This is a genomic window from Candidatus Poribacteria bacterium (assembly GCA_026702755.1).
Taxonomy (GTDB): domain Bacteria; phylum Poribacteria; class WGA-4E; order WGA-4E; family WGA-3G; genus WGA-3G.
This window is the reverse complement of record JAPPBX010000107.1, coordinates 39,607-60,241: the sequence shown is the minus strand read 5'-3', so window position 1 is coordinate 60,241 and position 20,635 is coordinate 39,607. Positions and strand designations below refer to the sequence as shown.

Genomic DNA, 20,635 nt, shown 5'->3' with positions numbered 1-20,635 from the left:
ACGCACGCATCAAACTCAACAAATTATATCCAGCAATATAAATGTGACAGACTAATACTGTTCCAGAGCGGTTTTGATAGCGTTAACTTCTGTTTGTGCCTTCGCAACCTTCGCTTGCTGAGGCGCGTTTATAACTCGCGGAGCGATGAAGGCTGCTAAAATGCCTAAGATGACAATGACAATCGTTAGTTCAATTAGGGTTAATCCGGATTCATCGGATTTTAATTGCATGAACATTATAATTTTTTCTCCTATAGAAATGACTGTCAGCAATTGATTATCGGTTGTCAGTCAATCGTTGTGGTTATTGCTAATGTTTCCCTCGTCACAACGTTCTTTTTATCGAAAGTCGAAAGCAAAGCGACCCGATAGCCGAGAGCCATTTAGTTGCTTAATAATTGGTTCGCCTCGAAAATCGGGAGGATCATCGCAACAGCGATAAACCCGATAACAATTCCCATCAGCAGAATGACTAACGGACCGATGGAACTCGTCAAACGTTCAAGGCTCTTTTTTATTTCTAAATCGTAATATTCAGAGAGTTTACTGAGCATGTGAACAGGTTCGCCGGATTCCTCGCCGACAGCCACCATGTGCGTGACAAATTCAGGAAAATCCCCACTTTTACCGAGTTCACGAGAGAGCGTGGAACCTTGTTCAACTTCTGTTTCGGCTGCAGCGACGACGTTACTGTACACCTTGTTCCCTATAGTGTCTTTGACGACTTGTAGGGCGGGCAGCATCCGCACGCCGTTTTCCAAAAGTGTTGCCATCGTTCGGGTGAAACGCACAATGGCAAAGGTGCTAAATATTGGTCCGATAAGTGGTAATTTAAGTTTCAGGCGGTCAAACCAGACTTGTCCAGTTTCACGCCGGAGGTATTGTTTTAATCCTGCTATACCCAAGACAACAACGACCAATAGAACCCACCAATAGGTTTGGAAGGCACCGGTCGCCCCAATGAGAATTCGTGTTGGCAGCGGTAAGGCGACACCGAGATCGTTGAACATTGCGGTAAATTTCGGTATCACAAGAATCATGAGTACGGCGACAGCAGTAACACTGAGGGTCAATAAGATAACCGGGTAGAAGAGTGCTGAGACGACATCGTTTTTAAGAAGTCGTTGGCGTTCTGCGAATTCTGCGAGACGTTCCAGAACTAAGCCGAGGACACCACCACTCTCGCCGGCTCTCACCATGTTGACATAAAGGTCTGAAAACACTTTCGGATGTTGGGTGAGGGCATCATGAAAAGCCGCACCGTGTTCCACATCGTATTTCACTTGCGACACAATACGATGGAGTGCTGGATTTTGGATTTGCCCAAGTGTAACCTCTAATGCACGCGGCAGCGGAACATGCGCGTTTACCAGTGTTGCCAGTTGATATGTGAAGAACTCAACATCCGCGGGTTTGATTCTGCTGCGTCCAATTTCAAGCCACCGACGTACATTACTTGGGACCGCCTCCTCAACCTCCTCAACGATCTGTGTGGGCCAATAGCCCATCTGCCGTAATCGAGAGATAAGTTCGGCTTTGGAATCGGCTTCAAGTGTGTTATTAACGGTGTCTCCACCATGGGTGAGTGCTTCGTATCGGAATATTGGCACAATCAACCTCTCTATCGCAATTCAGGAAGAATAGACTAAAGACGCTTCAGGCTTCCCCACATTGTCGCGAGTTTCGCTTTAGGCATTACTGATAACCCAGCATTTTCCGGGATACTGTCGCCGGTGATCACAACATTGTCGAATCTCGCCGTCTGGTTCGAGAGACCCAAACCCGCCGCTCCTGTCAAGAAGTCATGGAATCCGTCTAACTGTAATGGGTGAAATATCTTTATATTTCCAGGGTTAGGTGGGTGCGCCTTTTTGACAGCTTCAAAACGCTCGAAGGTTTTACGGTTTGGCAGTCGGACAGGTCCAATAACCAGCTCACCGTTAATCCAAAAGTTTAGGGTATTTTCTTCAACTGCCAACTTCAACTTCGACCACTTCTTTAATTTTAATGATCGATGGAGTTCGGCATGTGTATAGAAGATTGTGTTTCGGTCATGAAAATTGCCAGCAGCAAACAAAGCTTCAGAGGCGTTTTTGCGAAATCCTGGCAAATCTCCGATGAGACACCATACCACCCAACTCTCCTTGATTCGAGCGGCAATAGCGATATTGCTGGGACCCGGTTTTTCAAGCGGTTTGACATCAAATTCGATGGTGTAATCGCGCCATGTCTCATCACCAATTGTGAGCAAACGTGTGCTTTCATCGGGGCTTACCGCGTGAAGTTCACCATTAACGATTTCCCAAGAACCGGGCGGCGGATCATCTACATCCAAAAAAAGAAAATCCTGCGTCAAAATAAGCTCCTGCCACGCCTTCAAGTTTCCGTTATCAAAGTTTTCCAGATATGTTCCTGCCCTCGTCGAAAAGGCAGCGAGGAAAACAATACTTGCAATCACTACCAACTTCATACCGGCCTCCTTTAGTAGCCGTCAATTATTAGCAGTTAGGCACATCTCAGGATCACACGTATATCTTAAAAACGCTTTAGACTGCTCCACATCGTAGTGAGTTTAGTTCTGGGGTTTACCGACAACCCACTTCTGTTCGGGATACTGTCGCCGGTGATCACAACGTTGTCAAATCTCGCTGTTTGATTTGAAAGCCCTAAGCCTGCTGCGCCTGTCAAAAAGTCTTGGAGCCCGTTCAGCTGCAATGCTGGCAATTCCTTCCCTTCTTCAGCTGCATGCTCCTTTCTGATAGCATCAAAACGCTCAAAACTTCTACGGTTTGGAAGTTGGACAGGTCCAATAACCTGATTTCCATTAATCCAAAAATTTAGAATGTTTTCTTTAACGTCCAACTTTAGTTTCGACCATCTGTTTAACTTCAAAAATCGAAAGCGTTTGCTATGCGAAAATAAGAATGTATTTGGGTCCTGAAAATTGCCAGCAGCGAACTTAACTTCGGAGATGTTGTCAACAAATGGCAAATCACCGATGAGACACCATACAAGCCAACTCCCCTTGATTCGAGCGGTAATAACAATATTGCTGGGACCTCGATTATCAAGCGGTTTGACATCAAATTCAAAGGTGTAATCTCGCCACGTCTTATCACCAACTGTAAGTAAACGGGTCCAACCATCAGGACTTACCGCATGAAGTTCACCGTCAACGATTTCCCAAGAGCCCGGCACGGCATCAGCCATGAGAAGTTCTTGCCATACGCCCAAGTTATTATCAAAATCCTCCAAAAACACCCCTGCCCCTGCCGAGAGTGTGAAGAGTAAAATTATACTTCCAATCACTACTAATTTCATGAGGGGCACTCCTCAGATAGAAACATTTAGAACGGCTTATACAACTTCCACGAAATCGAATTCGTCTTCCTGTGTTAACCGGACGACCTCGTCAACCGTTGTCAATCCTGCAGCGACCTTACGCCAACCATCTTCACGTAAACCTTTCATGCCCATCTGGACAGCGAGACGACGAATCTCACTCGTCGATGCCTGCTTGAGTGCCACAGAGCGAATCTCATCAGTCATGAACAAAACTTCAAAGATACCGATTCTACCTTTGTAACCTCTCCCACGGCACTCCTTACATCCGACTGCGCGCGGAATTTTCAGATCGTAAGGGATGGCGGTGCTGTTGCCATTACCCATAAGTCCCTCCAGTTCGTGCATGTCAGGGGAATGCATCTCACAACACGCCCTGCAGACACGGCGAGCAAGTCTTTGGGCGATGACACCCTCTACCGTGGAGGCAACGAGATAGGGTTCAACGTTCATATCAATAAGTCGCGTGATTGCGCCGGGAGCATCGTTTGTGTGAAGTGTGCTAAAGACAAGGTGTCCCGTAAGTGAGGTATGAATTGCCATCTCCGCGGTCTCGTAGTCACGAATCTCACCGACCAATACCTTATCTGGGTCCTGCCGCAGGATATGGCGGAGTCCCTGAGCGAAGGTAAAGCCTATATCTGAATTGACCTGGATCTGGTTGATGCCCTCTAATTCATACTCCACTGGATCCTCGAGCGTGATGATTTTGACATCCGGCGAGTTAATCTCTTTCAAACAGGCGTAAAGCGACGTGGTCTTCCCACTACCGGTAGGTCCGGTTGCAAGGATGATACCGTGCGGTTTACGAATCATGCGTTCAAAGAGTTGGAGGTTGTCCTCGGTTAATCCGAGTTCTGTGAGTCCAAATTCAATAGACTGTCGGTCGAGGATACGGAGCACAACGCTTTCGCCATGGAGCGTTGCGACCGTCGGTACAGTGGAAACACGGAGGTCTATTTGCCGATTGCCGACGCTGGCAATCTGCCTACTGATTTTGCCATCTTGCGGACGGCGCCGTTCTGCGACATCCATCCCCGCCATGATTTTGATTCGGGAAGTGATTGCGGATTGGAGATAGGCAGGGGGTTGCGGTTGGTCTTCTAATACACCATCAACGCGGAACCGGATTTTCAATTGGGTCGGATAGGGTTCAATGTGAATATCACTTGCTCCCATCCGGACGGCGTCAATAATCATCTGGTCAACGGCGTGTATAACCGTCGGATCTTGGCTGAGATCCTTCTCATCAATTCCGAAGTCTTCAATCGTCTCGCGTTCAAGCGTGGCAGTTGCGCCGACGGGTCCCTTGATACCAGCACTGAGCAAACTCTCAGCAGTGCGTCCATAGAGACGAACGATTGCCTCATCAATATTTCCCTCATCTGCAAGGACAGGCGTAATTTGGTAGCCTGTGATGAGTTCAATCTCGTCAATGAGAATGACATCCTGAACATCTACCATTGCGATGGTCAGTTGATCGTCTGTCAACGCAATAGGTACGATTTTATTTCGGTATGCGAACCCCGGTGAAACCTTTTCAAGTACGTCAGGTTCAGGCGCAACATCCTCTAATTGGATGAAGGGTGTTCCGTATTCAACGCTCTTTGTAGCGAGCGCGAGAACATCAGATGATACGCCGTGTTTAGAAAGCACAGCTGCCTCTGACGCTCCGGTTTGTTCTATTTCTGCGATGATGTCCGTATAGTCCTGTTCCGAAATGAGAGATGCCTGTCGCATCACCTCGACGAGTGAAGCCGTATTCAGTGTCTGTTGCATGGTGTAAATGCTCTACCTATCGCGGAATTCTGTCCTTCACGCGAGGAGTAGCCTCTATTTTATTTTTCTTTATTAAATCTATCTGTGGGTGTCTACTGTTGATAATTAAGACGCAAAGGTTGGAAATAAGTTTAACGAACTGGCTACAATTCCCATTTTGAGAGACATATTGCAGGCACGTACTGTGTAGGCATTTACCCTTCTAAGCAAGTTTCAATATTAAATTTATATTTTTAATTTCCATATCCGTTGGAAGATTGGAAGGATGGAAGAGAGACGGGACGCTGTTTCTTCCAGTCTTCCTTCCCTTCCATCCATCCTCAAAAACCTAAAATTCGTTTCTCAATATTGCTCACTTATTCAACCGCCTCTATCCGTCGAATCGCCTTTTTCGCTGCATTGCGAACGGCTTTGGAACTATCGTTGAGCGCGTGCGTCAATGCAGCCCGCACGTCAGGCGACGTTGCACGCATTTCGCCCAATTCATCAGCGGCGTTGCGTCGGACATCATCAACACTATCTTCTAATGCGACAAGGAGCGGTTTAAGGACCATCTCACCAGAATCTCCGTTCTCTATGAGTTCTTCACCGATTGCGCCAAGCACATCAACAATATGTCCACGCGTTACGGCTGATTCACTGCTCGTAAGCGCATCCGCCAACATCGGTGCGACAGTTGCAGCAGCACCTTTACCCAATTTAATCAACACGTCTTCGGCGCGTGCCCGGACGGATTTAGATTTGTCTGACAACACACCTATCAACGCCGTGAACGTTTCAGTGGACGCGGCTCGTATGTCAGACAACTCCTCTATCGCATTGGTTCGGACTTTTGTCGAATTATCATTTAGACCAAGAATTAGAGCGTCTCGGATTGTGTCGGTGGATTGCCCACTTTTTGCGAGGTTTTCGCCGATCTGTCCTAAGACCTCAAGAACATCGTCGCGCGCGCTTGATGAGCCTTTCGTTTGTACAGCGATGAGTGCTGGTATAACGACAGCAATTGATTCCGCAGATGTCGGACGAACGTCACCCAATTCTGCGATTGCTTCACGAAAAACATCATCAGAAGTATCTTTAAGTGCCATTGCCAATCCGATTGCAGCGGCATCATAATTTTTGCCTGCTTTCCGCTCATCTTCACCGATTTTGCCCAACTTGTCAACCGCCTTCTTACGTACCTGTTTAGACGGGTCTTGGAGCATCGCAACAAGGGCAGGGGTGCCGGGACTTCCAAGTTCTTCAAGGAAATCCACAAATTGGCGTTTTACGGCATTAGACTCGTCCCCTAAGGTTGGAACGACTTGGGCAAGCAATTCCGACTGCCACTTCGCCTGTATCCTTTTATGTTCTGCTTTGAGCGCGTCAAGTTCCGCAGCCAGTTCGGATAAGTCATCCTCTTGTGACTCTGCAGTCGCCTCTTGAAACTGAAGCACTCGACTCATTCCGAAACTGAATAACAAAACAACGGCAATTGTTATCATCCAAAACCATCGTTTCATGTTTGCATTCTGTCCAAATCTTTTCTGAATCACTGTTGTTTTCTCCTCAAGCGGTTGCGCCTAATTAGGCTATTCCCACTCTACATCCATATTCCAAAGAAAAAATGGAACCAGTTTTGCTATCATTTCAATGGGTGTTTCTTTTTTCGACAGTGTTACTTCCAACAAAGCTGCATCACCTTCGATAGAAAGCCAAGCGAGCAGGAGTGCCATCTCTTCAGAATCGACAAGTAGCTTGTCAGTTGGTGGCGATCCGTTTTGGGTCTCCAGAACCCGTGCTAAGTTCAGTTGGGCAAACGCTGTAGGTGTTTTTGGAACCTGCTTTAAGTAGGGTGGCTTCTTTTTTTCTTTTATTCCATCAATGAGCGCGTACACCTGCTCTTCTGAGAAACCGATAAGAAACAGTCCATCTACTTCACTATGAAAAATATTTGAGGAAACCTCTGACACCGTCTCACCCTTGTAATTCGTTTGAGAAACAGAGGCATTTTGTAGGTTAGAAATGCTGTTGCCAACCTGATTCCACTTCATCCGGTGTTTGGGATTGAAAATAATGCCACCATCGGTCTCCACATCACCGGCATCAAGCGTAATTGCGCCATCAAACGCAAACTGAAAGCCGCTCAAGGCTTCTGGATCAAAACGTGTGAAGTCAGGCACGGACAAAGCGAGTTCACCCGTCAACCCAACCATAATATCTTCTTCCAGATTGAGATTCAACATTCCCTCTAAAAAAGAGATTCCTTCGGCAGCGTCATCAGTGGGAACAAACTCCCACATACTCCCCACAATTTTGGGTGCTACAGTGACAAACAGATCGTCTTCAACGGATAATGCGTTTAGGGTTTCGAGTTTTTGTCCCTCTCTTAAAAACAGACCTATCTCGTTTTCAGGCAAGTCAGGATTGAATTGCGCAGCGACTTGAAGGAAGGGACCGGTCTCCAGCAAATTGAGCCGTCCAAATACAGATTGAAAAATAGCGAGGCGCGTTCCGAGCGATTCCTCTATGTTATTCTTCATCACAGACAAAATAGGTGGAACGTTCGCATAGACGACAACTTCCCCTGATCCCGTTTCTTCCAATGCCCTGTCAAATTCTTTGTTCTCCTGAATAGAAGGCATGTCCGTCCGGTAGGTATCCATCAATCTTTCAAAACTTCCCTCGCCCGTACCGATCACAAGGAAATCATCTACGAACCCATATTTAGCAATACCACCGGGGATTTCTATCGCGTTGTAGCGAACGCGCTGGTACACACCCGCATTCAAGCGTAGAGTATTTTCGCCACCCATCCCAAGGAGTCCTTCCACAATTTTGGTCAACTGCTGGAGTTTGTCCAGATTTCCGCCCGAATGTATCACGACACCAGTTTCGATTTCCGAACTGTTTGCTCCCTCCAGCCATATTGCTAATGCCGTTCGGTAACCCACCGTCTCTATGAGACCCAGCAGGTCAGTTCCCAGCATTGCTTGGAACATAGAAAGTCCTTGCTGCATCTCCTGCCAGTCCGGCACGTCTGGTAATAGTGCAAGTGCTTTTTCCCAATTTTCCGAAATCTCAATTTCGCCGTAGACTTCATCTATATCTTGGAGTTTCAGATAAAGAATACTCTCTTTCGGCATGAAATCTTCCACTTCCGCAGCATTCGCAACGCCAGCCATCACCAGTAGTAGCATCACACCGCAAATTTTGGAAGTCGCTTTTATATGGCATCTCCTACTTCGCCATGAAAATTTTGCGTTCATTGAAAACCTCCGTTTTTTAAGGCACCCGAATGTCCTCAACGAGTGCTTGCACGTCAGCTGGCGGTGGTGGGGTTAGAGCAGCCATCCCGATAGACACTATGAAGTTTAGCACCATGCCAAGGGTTCCGATCCCTTCAGGCGAAATGCCCCATAACCAGTGCTCCGATATGTTGAGTTCCGGACTGATAAATTTGAAATAGATGATATACGCTGCTGTAAAGGTGATACCGACAATCATACCGCTGATGGCGCCTTCCTTGTTCATGCGTTTGGAAAAGATGCCCATAACAATCGCAGGGAAGAATGAACTCGCCGCAAGTCCAAAAGCGAACGCTACGACCGGGGCTACAAAGTCCGGTGGGTTTATACCGAAATATCCAGCGATACAGACGGCGACACCTGCAGCGATGCGTGCGGCAACCAACTCCTGCTTCTCCTGTAGCGTTGGTATAATTGCCCCCTTGAGGAGATCATGCGCGACCGCGGTGGAAATCACTAACAGCAAGCCTGCCGCTGTTGAAAGTGCCGCTGCCAAACCACCAGCAGCAACCAACCCGACAACCCAGTTCGGAAGTTTCGCAATCTCAGGGTTCGCCAATACCATGATGTCCCGATCAATTGTGAGTTCATTCTCGACATCAGATTTCGGTCCTCGGTACTGAATAGCACCATCACCGTTCAAATCTTTGAACTCAATTAACCCCGTTGCTTCCCAATTTTTAAACCACGTCGGCACATCTTCATATCTCACATCTTTCAATTCACCGTTCTGTTCATATCTAACAGTTTTGAGGAGATTTGTCCGGGCAAACACAGCGACTGCTGGGGCGGTGGTATAGAGAATCGCGATGAACAGCAACGCCCATCCAGCAGAGATCCGTGCTTCCGAGGCTTTTCGCACCGTATAGAAGCGGATAATCACGTGCGGGAGTCCTGCTGTCCCCAACATCAACGCCGCCGTGATAAAAAAGACATCAATGGTGGCTTTACTACCACCCGTATATAGGTGAAACCCCAATTCTTCGTTCAAACCGTTGAGTCGATCTAAGAGATATAGCCCTGAACCATCTGCTACCTTTCCCATTAATCCCAGCTGAGGGATAGCGTTGCCTGTAATGAGGATAGAGATAAAAATTGCAGGTACGAGATATGCGAAAATCAACACGCAGTACTGCGCAACTTGTGTATACGTAATGCCCTTCATACCCCCAAGAACGGCGTAAAAGAACACAATTCCCATACCGATAAGTACGCCGGTTTCAACATTGACATTCAGAAACCGAGAAAAGACAATGCCGACACCGCGCATCTGTCCGGCTACGTAAGTAAAGGAGACAAAAATCGCACACACCACGGCAACAATCCGAGCCAATTGCGAATAATAGCGGTCACCAACGAAATCGGGGACTGTGTACTTACCGAACTTACGGAGGTAGGGTGCTAGTAACAACGCGAGTAGCACGTAGCCACCTGTCCATCCGAGCAGATAGACAGAGCCATCACGTCCCATGAAGGAGATCATCCCTGCCATTGCGATGAAGGATGCCGCGCTCATCCAATCCGCCGCTGTCGCCATCCCGTTGACAACTGGATGCACATTGCTTCCTGCGACATAGAAATCCCCTGTCGAACGCGCTTTGGACCAGAGTGCCACACCGATATACAACGCGAAGGAGAGGCCCACCATCACAAATGTCCATGCTTGTACGTTCATGATTGTTCTGCGCCCTCCTCATCTTCCTGTTGTGTATATTTCTTCTCCAGACGGTTCATCAACCATGCGTAAACAAAAATAAGTTCAACGAAAATCCAGATGGATGCCTGTTGCGCAAAATAAAAACCGAGACGATAGCCTCTGATTTGGATTTTGTCCAGTTGATCAACAAATACAATTGAGCATAAATACGAGGTGATAAACCAAATTCCCAATAAAATAGCGAGATATTGCAGGTTTTTCCGCCAATATACCTTATTTTTTTCCGATGTTTCCATAAATTGCCCTCCGCTGTTAAGTTGCAAACCCTAAAGAAATCTTCACAAAACCGTATCAAAGAACGGTGTTACTGTCAATAATTCTCTGGGAACATCAACCGCTCAATATGCTCTATCAAGATGTGCAATACCTTTATATGGATTTCCTGAATCCGATCTGCGGTGTTTCCGGGTGCGATTAGACAAATATTGCAGTGTTGCTTAAGGTCTCCACCATCCCCACCGAGCAGCCCAAACACCTGCATCCCCCGTGATTTCGCCGCCACCGCAGCACGCACAACATTTTCAGAGTTTCCGCTGGTCGAGAGAACGATAAGCAAGTCACCGGGATGACCGAGTGCCAAGAGTGGACGCGCGAAGATCTCTGCAAACCCGAAATCGTTTGCTGTGCAGGTGATATGTCCCGCGTCGCCGAGTGCAATTGCCGAAAGCGGCTTTCTATCACTGCGGAATTTGCCTGTGCATTCTTCAGCAAAATGGACGGCATCGCACAAACTCCCACCGTTTCCGCAGGTGAAGATTCTCCCCTCCCGTTCAAAAACGTCTCGCATCATCTCCGCTGTTTCCGCGATGGTTGCGATGTTCTCAGGGTTTTGGATAAACCGATTGAGAACCTCTTGTGCTTCCACTAATGCATCACGAATGCTATGCAAAATGTCCATTATATCTCCTACCAGCGGCTTGAATATGTCTGAAAACTGTTTTGCCCTTTTCCACACGACTACTAAATGCGGAAAATTTCTCCTAACTTTCCACCAAGTACACGTCCCGCACCGAGCAAACACGCGATTAAAATCAACATCCCCACCACACCTAATGCACTTGCTGTATATGCGCCGTGATCGGGACGTTGGGAGAGTGCCCAAATCGCTTTTGTAATTGGGTAGTACTTATCCTGCATTGCCAAGATTAAGCTATCACTCACTTCCAACATGGAGAATGAGAACACGAGAATCGCACCGGCGAGGATATTCGCGATGACCAAGGGCAAGGTAATCTTATACAAGGTTCTGATCGGTGTTGCGCCCACGTTTTGTGATGCCTCTTCGTACGACACGCTCGTCTGCTGAAGTCCTGCGTAGATGGAACGTAGCATATACGGTAACCGCCGCACTGCATAGCTGATAATTAACAGGAACGTCGGATTCTTTCTCGGATCAATCACATTGATGAGCGTTTCTGGAAGATGTTTCAGTAAAAGCGTCGTATCTGCGAAACTGCCCATGTATCCGAATGCTATCGCTACCCCCGGTAATGCTAAGGGTAACATCGCGATTGCATCCAACAGATTTTGAAACGGAAGACGTTTGCGAGTGAGTAGATACGACACCACGACACCTACCAAAAGTGCCAATAGTGTACTGAAAACACTGTATTTTAGGCTGTTGAGGATACTCGGCAGCGTATCGGAATGTGTGAAGGTTTCAATATAATGCGCAAAGGTCAAAGATTGCGGTAGCACACTCAATCGCCACTGGCTTGCATCCGGGGTTAAGGAGATCAGAATCACACTAATATGGGGTAACAACGCCGTAAACGTCAGTCCACCGATAAAGAGGTAGATAATACCACGCATCGCCCATTTTGTATCTACTTCGCGTGAAGTCACATGTCCTCTGCCAAGCATTTCATAGTGTCTACTGCCCGTCCACCGCTTAGAAACATAAAAGGCGAGTGCCGTCAGGACGATGATTAGCACAACAAGGGCGTACCCCATCGGGTTCTGATTCGCTTCCGTTACTTGTCGGAAGATTCGCACCGCAACGACTTCGTTGTAATTAAAGATTAGAGGCGTGCCGAGATCCGTAAATGCCCAGATAAAGACGAGAATCGCTCCAGCGAAATAACCCGGCATCATCAACGGCAATGTTATTTGACGGAAAACTTGAAACCGAGATGCCCCCATATTCTCTGCGGCTTCTTCTAAACTCGGATCGACGTTTGCAAGCGCAGCAACAATGTTGAGATACATTATCGGATATAGGTGCAGCGTTGACAACATCACCACACCCCAGAACCCGCCACCGAACCAGTCTATGGTTTCGGATATATCAATTAGATTGAGTTTCACGAGAAGCATATTCACGCTTCCGAACAACCCGAAAAACTGCTGCATTCCAATTGCGCCTACGAAAGGTGGCATAATCATCGGAATTAAGATGATAGCGCGCAACATATCGCGTCCGGGATACCGGTACCGTGTCAAAAAATACGCGAGTGGCAAGCTAACAATACTCGTCATTATCGTGACCATCACACCGATTTCGAGACTATTGATAACCAGTTCTCGGATGTTCGGATCGGTCACCATCAGTTTGAAGTATGTAAGATTGAATTTATTTTCAATCCAGAACGCTTCTTTGAAAACATAGAGGAGTGGATATATGAGGAAGACGACAAAGAACAACGCTGTCAGCCCGAAAATCAGTGTGATTGATGGCGTTAAATCGTATTGTCGTTTAATTTTATCCATTAAAGACAGACTTCTATGTGTGCTCTGCTCTGTCTCTGGGCGATCCAGCATCCTTTTCTCCAATTTATAGGTGTACTTTTTGGCTCACAATCGAAAAAACGTGCAAGTTACGCTTTAGAGTAAAATCCGAAAATAAGTTTACAGTTTATCAGGGAACAAAAGCCTCACCGTCGCTGGCGAGGGAGTTTTGCTTGGGTGTTTCTGCTGGTATCCTCGCCCTTGCGTTGGTGTGTAGGTAATTCCAAGTTTTATTGTAATTATACCCGATACACTGTCGAATTGCACCTATTTTTTTCCCTAACGTACATTCGGGCGGGAGCGGTCAGAAAGGGGTGTAAATATTTTGTCAAAAAGTTTGGGGGTAACATTTCGCCGTCGGAGTGACAGATGCCTTCGCACGGGAAAAACAGGCAACACTTATCCGCTCAAAATGTTACACTCGTGTAACATTTTTGGAAGGGTGAAGTCTGTTAAGGGGTTACAGTTACAGACCTCACACAACGAAAACCGATGACGTGGAACGCGCTCTTTGGTTTGGAGTCGCGGCGATCGGCGACACGCGGAAGTCGAGCTGTATCGAACCAGTTCCCACCGCGCCGGACGCGGGAAACATTAACATTAACATTTGTGAAGTTATCCACTATCCACTGAATCGTGTTCGCACCCGCCAACGGATTACGCGCAACCCGCTCTTGTGGAAATGTAGAATAGAGTCCACTATGGTATGCATCTAAACACCATTCGCTCACGTTACCTGCCATATCATACAATCCATATCCGTTCGCAGGATACCTCCCTACGGCAGTGGTATCTTTAACGTTGTTGCCGTAGTTCGCATCCCGCGGCGTTAGCGTGTTCCCATGCGGATACTTCTTATCGACTAAGCCCCCGCGCGCGGCGCGTTCCCATTCTGCCTCTGTCGGCAGACGCTTTCCTGCCCACTTCGAGTATGCCATCGCCGCATACCAACTCACATTAACAACCGGATGTTTGTCTGTACCTTTTGGGTAGTTATTCCCGTTCCAGTCCCAGAGATAACGCCCATTGTGAAATTTTCCGTCAATCCGATTCTTCTGCCAACGCGGGTTTTCAAGCACAAATTCTTTGAATTGCGCGTTCGTCACTTCTGTTTCGTCCATATAGAACGCATCTACGTAGACGGTGCGCATAGGCTGCTCATCATCATCTGCCTCCGCATCGTTGCTGCCTATCTGAAACTCGCCTGCGGGGATGAGCACCATGCCTTTAGGGAGCGGTATTTTTTTCTCTGGGGGCGGTGTTGTTGTTTTTCCCTCTGAGGGCTGTGTTTTTTTCTCTGGGGGCGATGTTGTTGTTTCCGATGGAAGTGTTATGTCATCTCGTTCGCAACCGCTGATAGCGAGGGCGAGCCCCCCGACGAGCATAATGAGGCAATACCTTTCCAAAATATTCTTTAAGGACATTTTCAAGTCTTTATGGTGTTTTGTCATGAGAGAATACCTCCTTTGGCAGTATGATAACACAAGTCACAATATTACCGAATTATTTTTTCATCAGAGAATTCTTGTTGACCCCTGAGCACTATTTGTGTTATACTTTAGCAATATCCACAACACAGAATTGTAGAATTGTATGGCAACAGTCCGACTCGAAAACATTACAAAGCGGTTCGGCGACCTAATCGCGCTTGACGACATCACGCTCGATATCCAAGATCAGGAGTTTTTCGTGCTCCTCGGTCAGACAGGTGCTGGAAAAACGACGACACTTCGGTGTATCGCAGGTTTGGACAAACCCGAGGAAGGCACAATCTATCTCGACGACGTGAGTGTCAACGACAAAACTCCCGCAGAACGTGATGTCGCTTTCGTTTTCCAATCGCATATCCTCTACCCGCACCTGAGCGTTTACGAGAACATGGCGTTCCCACTGCATCCGAGAAAACTCTCGGCAGAGGAAATCGATCGGCGTGTCAGAGATATTGCACAGATGCTTCATATCGAACATTTACTCATGCGCACACCGAACCAGTTGAGCGGTGGTGAAACACAACGGGTCGGACTCGGACGCGCAATGGTGCGGCGCCCTCAAGTATTCCTCATGGATGAACCGATTTCTAATCTCGATGCAAAACTCCGGGCGGAAATGCGTTCGGAAATTCGTTGGCGGCAACAGGAGCTCGGTACAACGACTTTCTATGTGACGCACGATCAAACCGAAGCGATGTCGATGGCGGACCGGATCGCTGTCCTTGAAGCGGGCAAAATCCAACAACTCGGAACACCTGCCGAAATCTATAATCATCCCGAAAACCTATTTGTCGCCGGTTTTGTCGGAAATCCGAGTATGAATTGCATTCCGTGCGACATCTCCAGGACCAACGGTGAGCTTCAGTTGAGATTAGCACACGATCTTGGAACGGACAATTCGGTAACAATTCAGGACACAAGGATTTCTAAAATGCTAAACGATAGAGACTCAGAAAGGGATCTTGTCTTTGGTGTGCACCCTGAAGACATCGTTGTTAGCCATCAGTCAATCCCGAATGCATTTCAGGCTGAAATTTATAGTGCTGAACCGCTCGGTGCAGAGACAATCGTTGAGATAACTCTCGGAACAGATACCTCAGGTACACATGCGATACTTAAAGCGTCCACAGCCCCCAACTTTGAAGCGGAAATCGGACAGCACCTCTACGTCACATTTGTTCCTGAGCGAATGCATTTCTTTGATAAAACCACTGGCAACGCTATCTTGTAGGCGGGATTTGAACTGTGATTTTTGTGATTGCCATGATAATACTATTGGCGGAAACGTTCTCAAGTGATACCCTCTAATCCTTGCAAGCAAGTGGATGGATCTCTGAAAACGATCGGTTATAGGAACTCTGCAAGTAGAAATGGTGTTACCGATTATGACTTGGCGACTTAAGCTCTTTAACCTCATCCCAAATTTTCTAAAACGGATCGGCTGTCAATCACTACGCCGACTGGGATACGATCCTGATGCGTGGTTGGAAAATTTTCTCAGCAAACACAAAGGAGACTGATACGTGAAAGGCGGAGATATTCTCATTGAATGCTTGAAAGCACAAGGTGTCTCAGCAGTTTTCGGGATGCCCGGTACCCAAAATATTCAGATTTATGATGCTTTGCTGCGACGCGGGAAAGGCACGATTGACCACTATCTCGTCCGGCACGAGTATGCGGCGACACAGATGGCAGACGGGTTCGCCCGCGCAACGGGAGAGGTCGGTGTGGCTATCACTGTGCCGGGTCCCGGTGCCAGTAATGCCTCTACAGGGATTTTAGAAGCGTTCACCGATTGTGCACCCGTTCTACTGATTACCGGACAGAGCGATTCCAGTCTCTATAGTAAACACCCCAGTAAAATGTTCCACGGTTTGGATCAGATGCGGTTCTTTGAATCGATTACCAAATACTGTGCTATCGCCCACACTGTCCCTGAGATTCCCGTCGTTGTAGAAAATGCCTTTAAAGCGATGCGCAACGGGAGACCGGGACCGACAATGTTGGAATTCCCAATGGATGTTGTTACAGGAGACGGGGATGTTCGGATTCCACCACGTGTAGAACGTGCCGAACTACCGCCACCTGATGATGCTGATCTCAGTACCGCCGTTGAGACAATCCGTAATGCGAAGATGCCCCTGATTTTTGCAGGTTCTGCTGTTTTCCACTCAAACGCCCAAAATGAGTTACGTCTCCTTGCTGAAAAACTAAACGCACCAGTTATCGTCACCCGCAACGGAAAAGGCGTTTTGTCGGAGGATCATCCGTTAGCACTCCAAATTTGCTACGGCTATCTCGGACGCGAGGCACTGCAAAGTGCTGACTGTCTAATTGGTATCGGACCGCGCTTTACCTCCATTGATACCCGAAATTGGAGTCTGGAGTTACCACAACCCTTCATCCAAATTGATGAGGACGCGGACGAGATTGGGCTTGAATACCCGTGTGACGTGGGTGTCGTCGGTGACCTGAAACTGACCTTGCAAGCACTAATTGAGGATGTTGCTCCCGGTGAAAACGGATGGAACGAGACGTTGGCAGAACTCCGAACAGCGTTTGATGCCCAACCGCCTTTGCCAATTATTCACGAATTGCAAGACGTGCTTCCACGAGACACTATCTACGCGATTGATGTCCACGCGCTCGGTTACGCTTCCTTTGCCGAGTTTCCTATCTACGATCCGAGAACCTTCCTCTATCCGAATATCGGTGTGGCGTTAGGGCACGCGTATCCTGCAGCCATCGGTGCCAAAGTCGCACATCCTGATCGACCAGTTATCTGCTTCAGTGGCGATGGTGGGTTTCTGATGGGGGCTGTGGAGATGGCAACCGCTATGAAATACGGCATTAACGTCGTGGCGATCGTGGTGAATGACGGCGCGCTGTCGGCGATTAAGGGATCTCAACAGAAGGGGTGTGAGGGACGTACGATTGATACCGATCTGCTCAATCCCGATTTCGTTGAATTCGCAAACTCTTTCGGGGCATACACCAAGCGGGTTGAGAATTTGGGTGATTTCAAGGACACTTTACGGGACGCGCTTGCTGCTGAAAAACCGGCACTCATTGAAATAATGCTACAGGAACGGCAGGACGATATTGTCAACGTCATCGGATGGTTGATGTCCGAACCGCTCCGAAAAACCACTTTTTAACGCGCTTTATTCAATATTCTCCGCGGGCGTTCCAACCCGGGTACTGTTCTTCTAACGCCTCAAGTGTCTGTGGCGTGTAGTAGGGATGCCCGGCAGATGGAAACCGAAATACTTCACGCTCTGTCGCTGTCAGTGTGCCGATGAATTTCGAGAACGTTGGATTTCGACCTTTGTCTGTGTAGTGTCGAAAACCTTCCCAATAGTGGTCTGCCCGTCCTAAACCGAATCCCCACGTGAAGCGTTGTCCATCTTCCCGCAGATAATCGCTCGCTGAATGCAATGTATAGTTGTTAAAAATACAGACGGTTCCGCCTTTACAAACGAGGGGCTCGTATTTAGAGGTATCTCCTCCGTGTTCCTTGGCAAGTAGTCTAAGCGGTGCCTGATCTTCGTCAACATCCTCAAGGTGTACCCAAAAACCGATTTGCCCGAATTCACGAGCACTCTCCGACTGTGGGAGCAGCGAGTTGTTACCGTTATCAATGTGTAAATTGCTCGGATCGCTACCGACACCTGGACCTTTAAATCCGGGATAGCGTGCAATCATACACCCAGCACGGAAGTGAATATGCTCCGTTTTCAGAAATTTACGTGCGAATTCCCATGCATGGTGGTCCACGGTCGCACGTAATAAAGCCATTTCAGCGGGCGGGAATTCGGTCAAAGTTGCTCTACCGGGGGGTGGATCATCCTTAACTTCTTCCCATGTCGGGAGTACACGGCGTTGGGCAGCTTGCATCTCCGCCAGTTGTTCACCTGAATAGTAGTCGGGTACAATTAAGTAGCCTTTCGCTAAGAGCTCATCAAGCTGTGCATCGGTAAATTTCTTAGGCATATTGACCTCCATTGGAGAAACGGCACGAATTTGGACAAGAACAGATTAAAAAAATTTGCTGACGAACCTTGACCACCAAAGCCCGCCAGCAAAATTCAAAACTCCCCCAGACGGACTCGAACCGCCGACACGATGGTTAACAGCCATCTGCTCTACCGACTGAGCTATGGGGGAATGGTAATTTAATTATACCCTATCCGGTTCGCAATTGCAAATTAAATTTTCTACGACCGTATTTAGCATCCACACACAACCTCAGTCCCCGGAACGCCTTGTTTACCTTTGGTTTCATAGCCATCACGTTTCCACCAATCTAAGCCACCCATCAACTCTTTCACCTGAAACCCCAACTTCGCCATATTCAAGGCACCTTTTGTAGAAGCATTACAGCCAATACCATCACAGTATGTCACATATAATTTTGATTTGTCGAGTTCGCTTGTGGTTACCTCAGACATTGTTCGATGCGGGATATTTATTGATGTTGGTATGTGTTCAAGCGCATAAGCCTCTGCGGAACGGGCATCTATAACAACGATAGGTTCCCCGTTATTGAGTGCTTCATAAAGATCCCAAGAATCCGTTTCGTGGTTTAATTTCGCTTGATAAAATTCAATATGATTCATAACTTCCTTTCAAAGATAGTACTGCTGTTTAAGCATACCGCTTCCTTATCCACCTCCGCAAATCCAATTTCCCTTGAGAAAAACCCCAGAGAATACCAAGAAACATACACCCCAAGTTTCCTATACATGCGACCCAAGCGACAATACGAAAAATAGGACCTATGTCGTATCTTGAATCAAAATAGTCATAAAGACCGCGATGGGGACCTATTTCAGCGTGTTGAGATACTATGTTCTCACCTGTGTGATGAAAAATAAGTGCCACAGCGACAACCCACAAGTGCCCCACTACCACTCCCGCCAAAATCCTAACAAACAGAATTCCGAGAAATCGAGGGCTGGCTTTGACTGTCTTTATGAACATGGTTCTCACCTCCAGCGAAGTTCAGGAAACGCAGATGCTATAGGGGAAGGTTGCATAGTCTCAGGTATATATCTTAATTTCCTCTGGGTTTACAGCGACGATACGAGAAATATACTCCAGTTCGTCCTCGGATAACACCTGGACAATATCTGCCCAGACCCTGTCCTCGCGTTCTGAGCGTTTATATTTGTAGATGTCGAACTTACGGCTGATGACAAGGATGCGGATGTGTTCGTCGTCATCGTCGAAAACATCAACGAAGTAGTCTGGATCGGGGAAAGAGCCTGCTTTGAGAATATCGTGAATTTTTTGTTTTAGTGTTTCGGATGCCATCTGTTAGCCTCTACTTACCAGAGTTGGACCTCTTCAGGTGTTGCACCAATCAATAAAGAAACGTGTCCCCATTCCTCATCTGAAAGATGTTTTAAGAGTTCATCCCAGATAATATCACCTCTGTCCATCATCGTGTATCCATTAAATTTTCGACTGACAACCACAACGTGGATGAAATCGGCGGCTCCATCAGAAACATCAACGAAATCTTTCGTATCGCTGAAGTAGCCTGTTTTAAGCAAAGAGTGAATTTTCTGCTTTAACACTTCACGCATTATACCTCTACCTCAATTATTGGAGAATGACCTCTTCAGGCGGCACGCCAATAGAAAGGAATACATGTCCCCATTCCTCTTGAGAAAGATTCTTTACCAATTCACCCCAAATGATATCACTTCTGTCTCCCATGGTGTGTCCATTGAATTTTCGGCTAACAATGACAATATGGACATGATCTGCGGAACCATCAGAAACATCCACAAAATCTTTTGCATCGCTAAAGTATCCACCCCTGAGCGTATCATGAATTTTCTGCTTTAATATTTCACATGCCATTATTGCTTCCAATGTATGTAGAGAACCTTTATAATCTATATCTTCTATATCTATAGTTACTACACACTATAAGCGTCAATTTTAGAAAACATAACCGTCTCAGACCCAGGTCCGGTAGGTTCGGTTTGATGAAGTTTAAGAAAATATTTCGGTAATTCCTGATTTTCTCCAGGCCCGGTAGGTTCGGTTTCCTAACCGAACCGGATACTATGCGAAAACCTTAAAGACTTCAAAAACCTCTTTAGTCCTGTAAGGTTTATTTGCTTGGGTGTTTCTTCATTATTTTTATAGAAATGCGTTTCAAAGAAGTATTCAGCCCTGTAAGGGGTTTTTGCTTGGGTGTTTCTTCAGCATGTTTATATCTACACTTGCTAAAACGTTATCAAAACCCCTAAATTGACACCTATGGTGTATAAAAAGGT

20 protein-coding genes and 1 tRNA gene are annotated in these 20,635 nt (G+C 47.1%); 2 read left to right on the top strand and 19 right to left on the bottom strand.

The annotated features are described in order from the left end of the window. Positions 1-51: 51 nt before the first annotated feature. The 12 genes from OXH39_21550 to OXH39_21495 all read right to left on the bottom strand — a co-directional run bounded on the left by OXH39_21550 (position 52) and on the right by OXH39_21495 (position 14,303). On the bottom strand, positions 52-237 hold the full coding sequence (locus OXH39_21550; GenBank protein ID MCY3553054.1) for a prepilin-type N-terminal cleavage/methylation domain-containing protein: 186 nt from the start codon (positions 235-237) through the stop codon (positions 52-54). A 146-nt stretch (positions 238-383) separates the two neighbouring features. Beyond that, complete coding sequence (locus OXH39_21545; GenBank protein MCY3553053.1) at positions 384-1,610, bottom strand: type II secretion system F family protein; 1,227 nt, start codon at positions 1,608-1,610, stop codon at positions 384-386. A 35-nt stretch (positions 1,611-1,645) separates the two neighbouring features. Further along, a complete protein-coding gene (locus OXH39_21540) occupies positions 1,646-2,470 on the bottom strand; it encodes a DUF1080 domain-containing protein (GenBank protein ID MCY3553052.1) in 825 nt (274 codons plus the stop codon). Positions 2,471-2,535: 65 nt separating this feature from the next. After that, entirely contained in the window at positions 2,536-3,321 is a 786-nt protein-coding gene (locus OXH39_21535) for a hypothetical protein (protein MCY3553051.1), read from the bottom strand. A 36-nt stretch (positions 3,322-3,357) separates the two neighbouring features. Next, positions 3,358-5,121, bottom strand: coding sequence for an ATPase, T2SS/T4P/T4SS family (locus OXH39_21530; protein ID MCY3553050.1), 1,764 nt, complete (start codon positions 5,119-5,121; stop codon positions 3,358-3,360). 356 nt (positions 5,122-5,477) lie between these two features. Next, the gene (locus tag OXH39_21525) at positions 5,478-6,656 is read right to left on the bottom strand and encodes a HEAT repeat domain-containing protein (GenBank protein MCY3553049.1); all 1,179 of its coding nucleotides are present in this window, start codon (positions 6,654-6,656) and stop codon (positions 5,478-5,480) included. Between the two features lie 36 nt (positions 6,657-6,692). Beyond that, entirely contained in the window at positions 6,693-8,369 is a 1,677-nt protein-coding gene (locus OXH39_21520) for a hypothetical protein (GenBank protein MCY3553048.1), read from the bottom strand. Between the two features lie 16 nt (positions 8,370-8,385). After that, positions 8,386-10,083 carry a cation acetate symporter gene (locus tag OXH39_21515; GenBank protein MCY3553047.1) on the bottom strand — a complete coding sequence of 566 codons (1,698 nt, stop codon included), beginning with the start codon at positions 10,081-10,083 and terminating at the stop codon, positions 8,386-8,388. Beyond that, positions 10,080-10,361 (bottom strand): DUF4212 domain-containing protein, encoded by a 282-nt coding sequence (locus OXH39_21510; GenBank protein ID MCY3553046.1) that lies wholly within the window; start codon positions 10,359-10,361, stop codon positions 10,080-10,082. The genes OXH39_21515 and OXH39_21510 overlap by 4 nt, the downstream gene beginning before the upstream one ends. A gap of 74 nt (positions 10,362-10,435) precedes the next feature. Further along, positions 10,436-11,023 (bottom strand): SIS domain-containing protein, encoded by a 588-nt coding sequence (locus tag OXH39_21505; GenBank protein MCY3553045.1) that lies wholly within the window; start codon positions 11,021-11,023, stop codon positions 10,436-10,438. A gap of 62 nt (positions 11,024-11,085) precedes the next feature. Next, positions 11,086-12,885: an iron ABC transporter permease gene (locus OXH39_21500; GenBank protein MCY3553044.1), complete on the bottom strand. Its 1,800-nt coding sequence runs from the start codon at positions 12,883-12,885 to the stop codon at positions 11,086-11,088. A gap of 419 nt (positions 12,886-13,304) precedes the next feature. After that, positions 13,305-14,303, bottom strand: coding sequence for a formylglycine-generating enzyme family protein (locus OXH39_21495; protein MCY3553043.1), 999 nt, complete (start codon positions 14,301-14,303; stop codon positions 13,305-13,307). Positions 14,304-14,445: 142 nt separating this feature from the next. Between OXH39_21495 and OXH39_21490 the strand changes: the two genes are divergently transcribed. Together OXH39_21490 and OXH39_21485 are read left to right on the top strand one after the other, a co-directional pair. Continuing rightward, the gene (locus OXH39_21490; GenBank protein ID MCY3553042.1) at positions 14,446-15,573 is read left to right on the top strand and encodes an ABC transporter ATP-binding protein; all 1,128 of its coding nucleotides are present in this window, start codon (positions 14,446-14,448) and stop codon (positions 15,571-15,573) included. A 292-nt stretch (positions 15,574-15,865) separates the two neighbouring features. Beyond that, positions 15,866-17,500 carry a thiamine pyrophosphate-binding protein gene (locus OXH39_21485; GenBank protein ID MCY3553041.1) on the top strand — a complete coding sequence of 545 codons (1,635 nt, stop codon included), beginning with the start codon at positions 15,866-15,868 and terminating at the stop codon, positions 17,498-17,500. A gap of 10 nt (positions 17,501-17,510) precedes the next feature. On the opposite strand, the gene OXH39_21480 is transcribed toward OXH39_21485, so the two are convergent. The 7 genes from OXH39_21480 to OXH39_21450 all read right to left on the bottom strand — a co-directional run bounded on the left by OXH39_21480 (position 17,511) and on the right by OXH39_21450 (position 20,213). Beyond that, the gene (locus OXH39_21480) at positions 17,511-18,335 is read right to left on the bottom strand and encodes a phytanoyl-CoA dioxygenase family protein (protein ID MCY3553040.1); all 825 of its coding nucleotides are present in this window, start codon (positions 18,333-18,335) and stop codon (positions 17,511-17,513) included. Positions 18,336-18,436: 101 nt separating this feature from the next. Then, a tRNA-Asn gene (locus OXH39_21475) sits at positions 18,437-18,509 on the bottom strand. 62 nt (positions 18,510-18,571) lie between these two features. Beyond that, positions 18,572-18,961 carry a rhodanese-like domain-containing protein gene (locus tag OXH39_21470; protein MCY3553039.1) on the bottom strand — a complete coding sequence of 130 codons (390 nt, stop codon included), beginning with the start codon at positions 18,959-18,961 and terminating at the stop codon, positions 18,572-18,574. A gap of 28 nt (positions 18,962-18,989) precedes the next feature. After that, complete coding sequence (locus OXH39_21465) at positions 18,990-19,325, bottom strand: hypothetical protein (protein ID MCY3553038.1); 336 nt, start codon at positions 19,323-19,325, stop codon at positions 18,990-18,992. Positions 19,326-19,385: 60 nt separating this feature from the next. Beyond that, the gene (locus tag OXH39_21460; protein ID MCY3553037.1) at positions 19,386-19,658 is read right to left on the bottom strand and encodes a hypothetical protein; all 273 of its coding nucleotides are present in this window, start codon (positions 19,656-19,658) and stop codon (positions 19,386-19,388) included. 14 nt (positions 19,659-19,672) lie between these two features. After that, positions 19,673-19,933: a hypothetical protein gene (locus OXH39_21455; protein ID MCY3553036.1), complete on the bottom strand. Its 261-nt coding sequence runs from the start codon at positions 19,931-19,933 to the stop codon at positions 19,673-19,675. Positions 19,934-19,949: 16 nt separating this feature from the next. Continuing rightward, positions 19,950-20,213: a hypothetical protein gene (locus OXH39_21450; GenBank protein MCY3553035.1), complete on the bottom strand. Its 264-nt coding sequence runs from the start codon at positions 20,211-20,213 to the stop codon at positions 19,950-19,952. Between the last annotated feature and the right edge of the window lie 422 nt (positions 20,214-20,635).

What these genes read in the sequence shown, in the direction of transcription:
- OXH39_21550 (MCY3553054.1), bottom strand. Translation starts at nt 237, where the DNA reads ATGTTCATGCAATTAAAATCCGATGAATCCGGATTAACCCTAATTGAA.
- OXH39_21540 (MCY3553052.1), bottom strand. Translation starts at nt 2,470, where the DNA reads ATGAAGTTGGTAGTGATTGCAAGTATTGTTTTCCTCGCTGCCTTTTCG.
- OXH39_21535 (MCY3553051.1), bottom strand. Translation starts at nt 3,321, where the DNA reads ATGAAATTAGTAGTGATTGGAAGTATAATTTTACTCTTCACACTCTCG.
- OXH39_21530 (MCY3553050.1), bottom strand. Translation starts at nt 5,121, where the DNA reads ATGCAACAGACACTGAATACGGCTTCACTCGTCGAGGTGATGCGACAG.
- OXH39_21520 (MCY3553048.1), bottom strand. Translation starts at nt 8,369, where the DNA reads ATGAACGCAAAATTTTCATGGCGAAGTAGGAGATGCCATATAAAAGCG.
- OXH39_21515 (MCY3553047.1), bottom strand. Translation starts at nt 10,083, where the DNA reads ATGAACGTACAAGCATGGACATTTGTGATGGTGGGCCTCTCCTTCGCG.
- OXH39_21510 (MCY3553046.1), bottom strand. Translation starts at nt 10,361, where the DNA reads ATGGAAACATCGGAAAAAAATAAGGTATATTGGCGGAAAAACCTGCAA.
- OXH39_21505 (MCY3553045.1), bottom strand. Translation starts at nt 11,023, where the DNA reads ATGGACATTTTGCATAGCATTCGTGATGCATTAGTGGAAGCACAAGAG.
- OXH39_21500 (MCY3553044.1), bottom strand. Translation starts at nt 12,885, where the DNA reads ATGCTGGATCGCCCAGAGACAGAGCAGAGCACACATAGAAGTCTGTCT.
- OXH39_21495 (MCY3553043.1), bottom strand. Translation starts at nt 14,303, where the DNA reads ATGACAAAACACCATAAAGACTTGAAAATGTCCTTAAAGAATATTTTG.
- OXH39_21490 (MCY3553042.1), top strand. Translation starts at nt 14,446, where the DNA reads ATGGCAACAGTCCGACTCGAAAACATTACAAAGCGGTTCGGCGACCTA.
- OXH39_21480 (MCY3553040.1), bottom strand. Translation starts at nt 18,335, where the DNA reads ATGCCTAAGAAATTTACCGATGCACAGCTTGATGAGCTCTTAGCGAAA.
- OXH39_21470 (MCY3553039.1), bottom strand. Translation starts at nt 18,961, where the DNA reads ATGAATCATATTGAATTTTATCAAGCGAAATTAAACCACGAAACGGAT.
- OXH39_21465 (MCY3553038.1), bottom strand. Translation starts at nt 19,325, where the DNA reads ATGTTCATAAAGACAGTCAAAGCCAGCCCTCGATTTCTCGGAATTCTG.
- OXH39_21460 (MCY3553037.1), bottom strand. Translation starts at nt 19,658, where the DNA reads ATGGCATCCGAAACACTAAAACAAAAAATTCACGATATTCTCAAAGCA.
- OXH39_21455 (MCY3553036.1), bottom strand. Translation starts at nt 19,933, where the DNA reads ATGCGTGAAGTGTTAAAGCAGAAAATTCACTCTTTGCTTAAAACAGGC.
- OXH39_21450 (MCY3553035.1), bottom strand. Translation starts at nt 20,213, where the DNA reads ATGGCATGTGAAATATTAAAGCAGAAAATTCATGATACGCTCAGGGGT.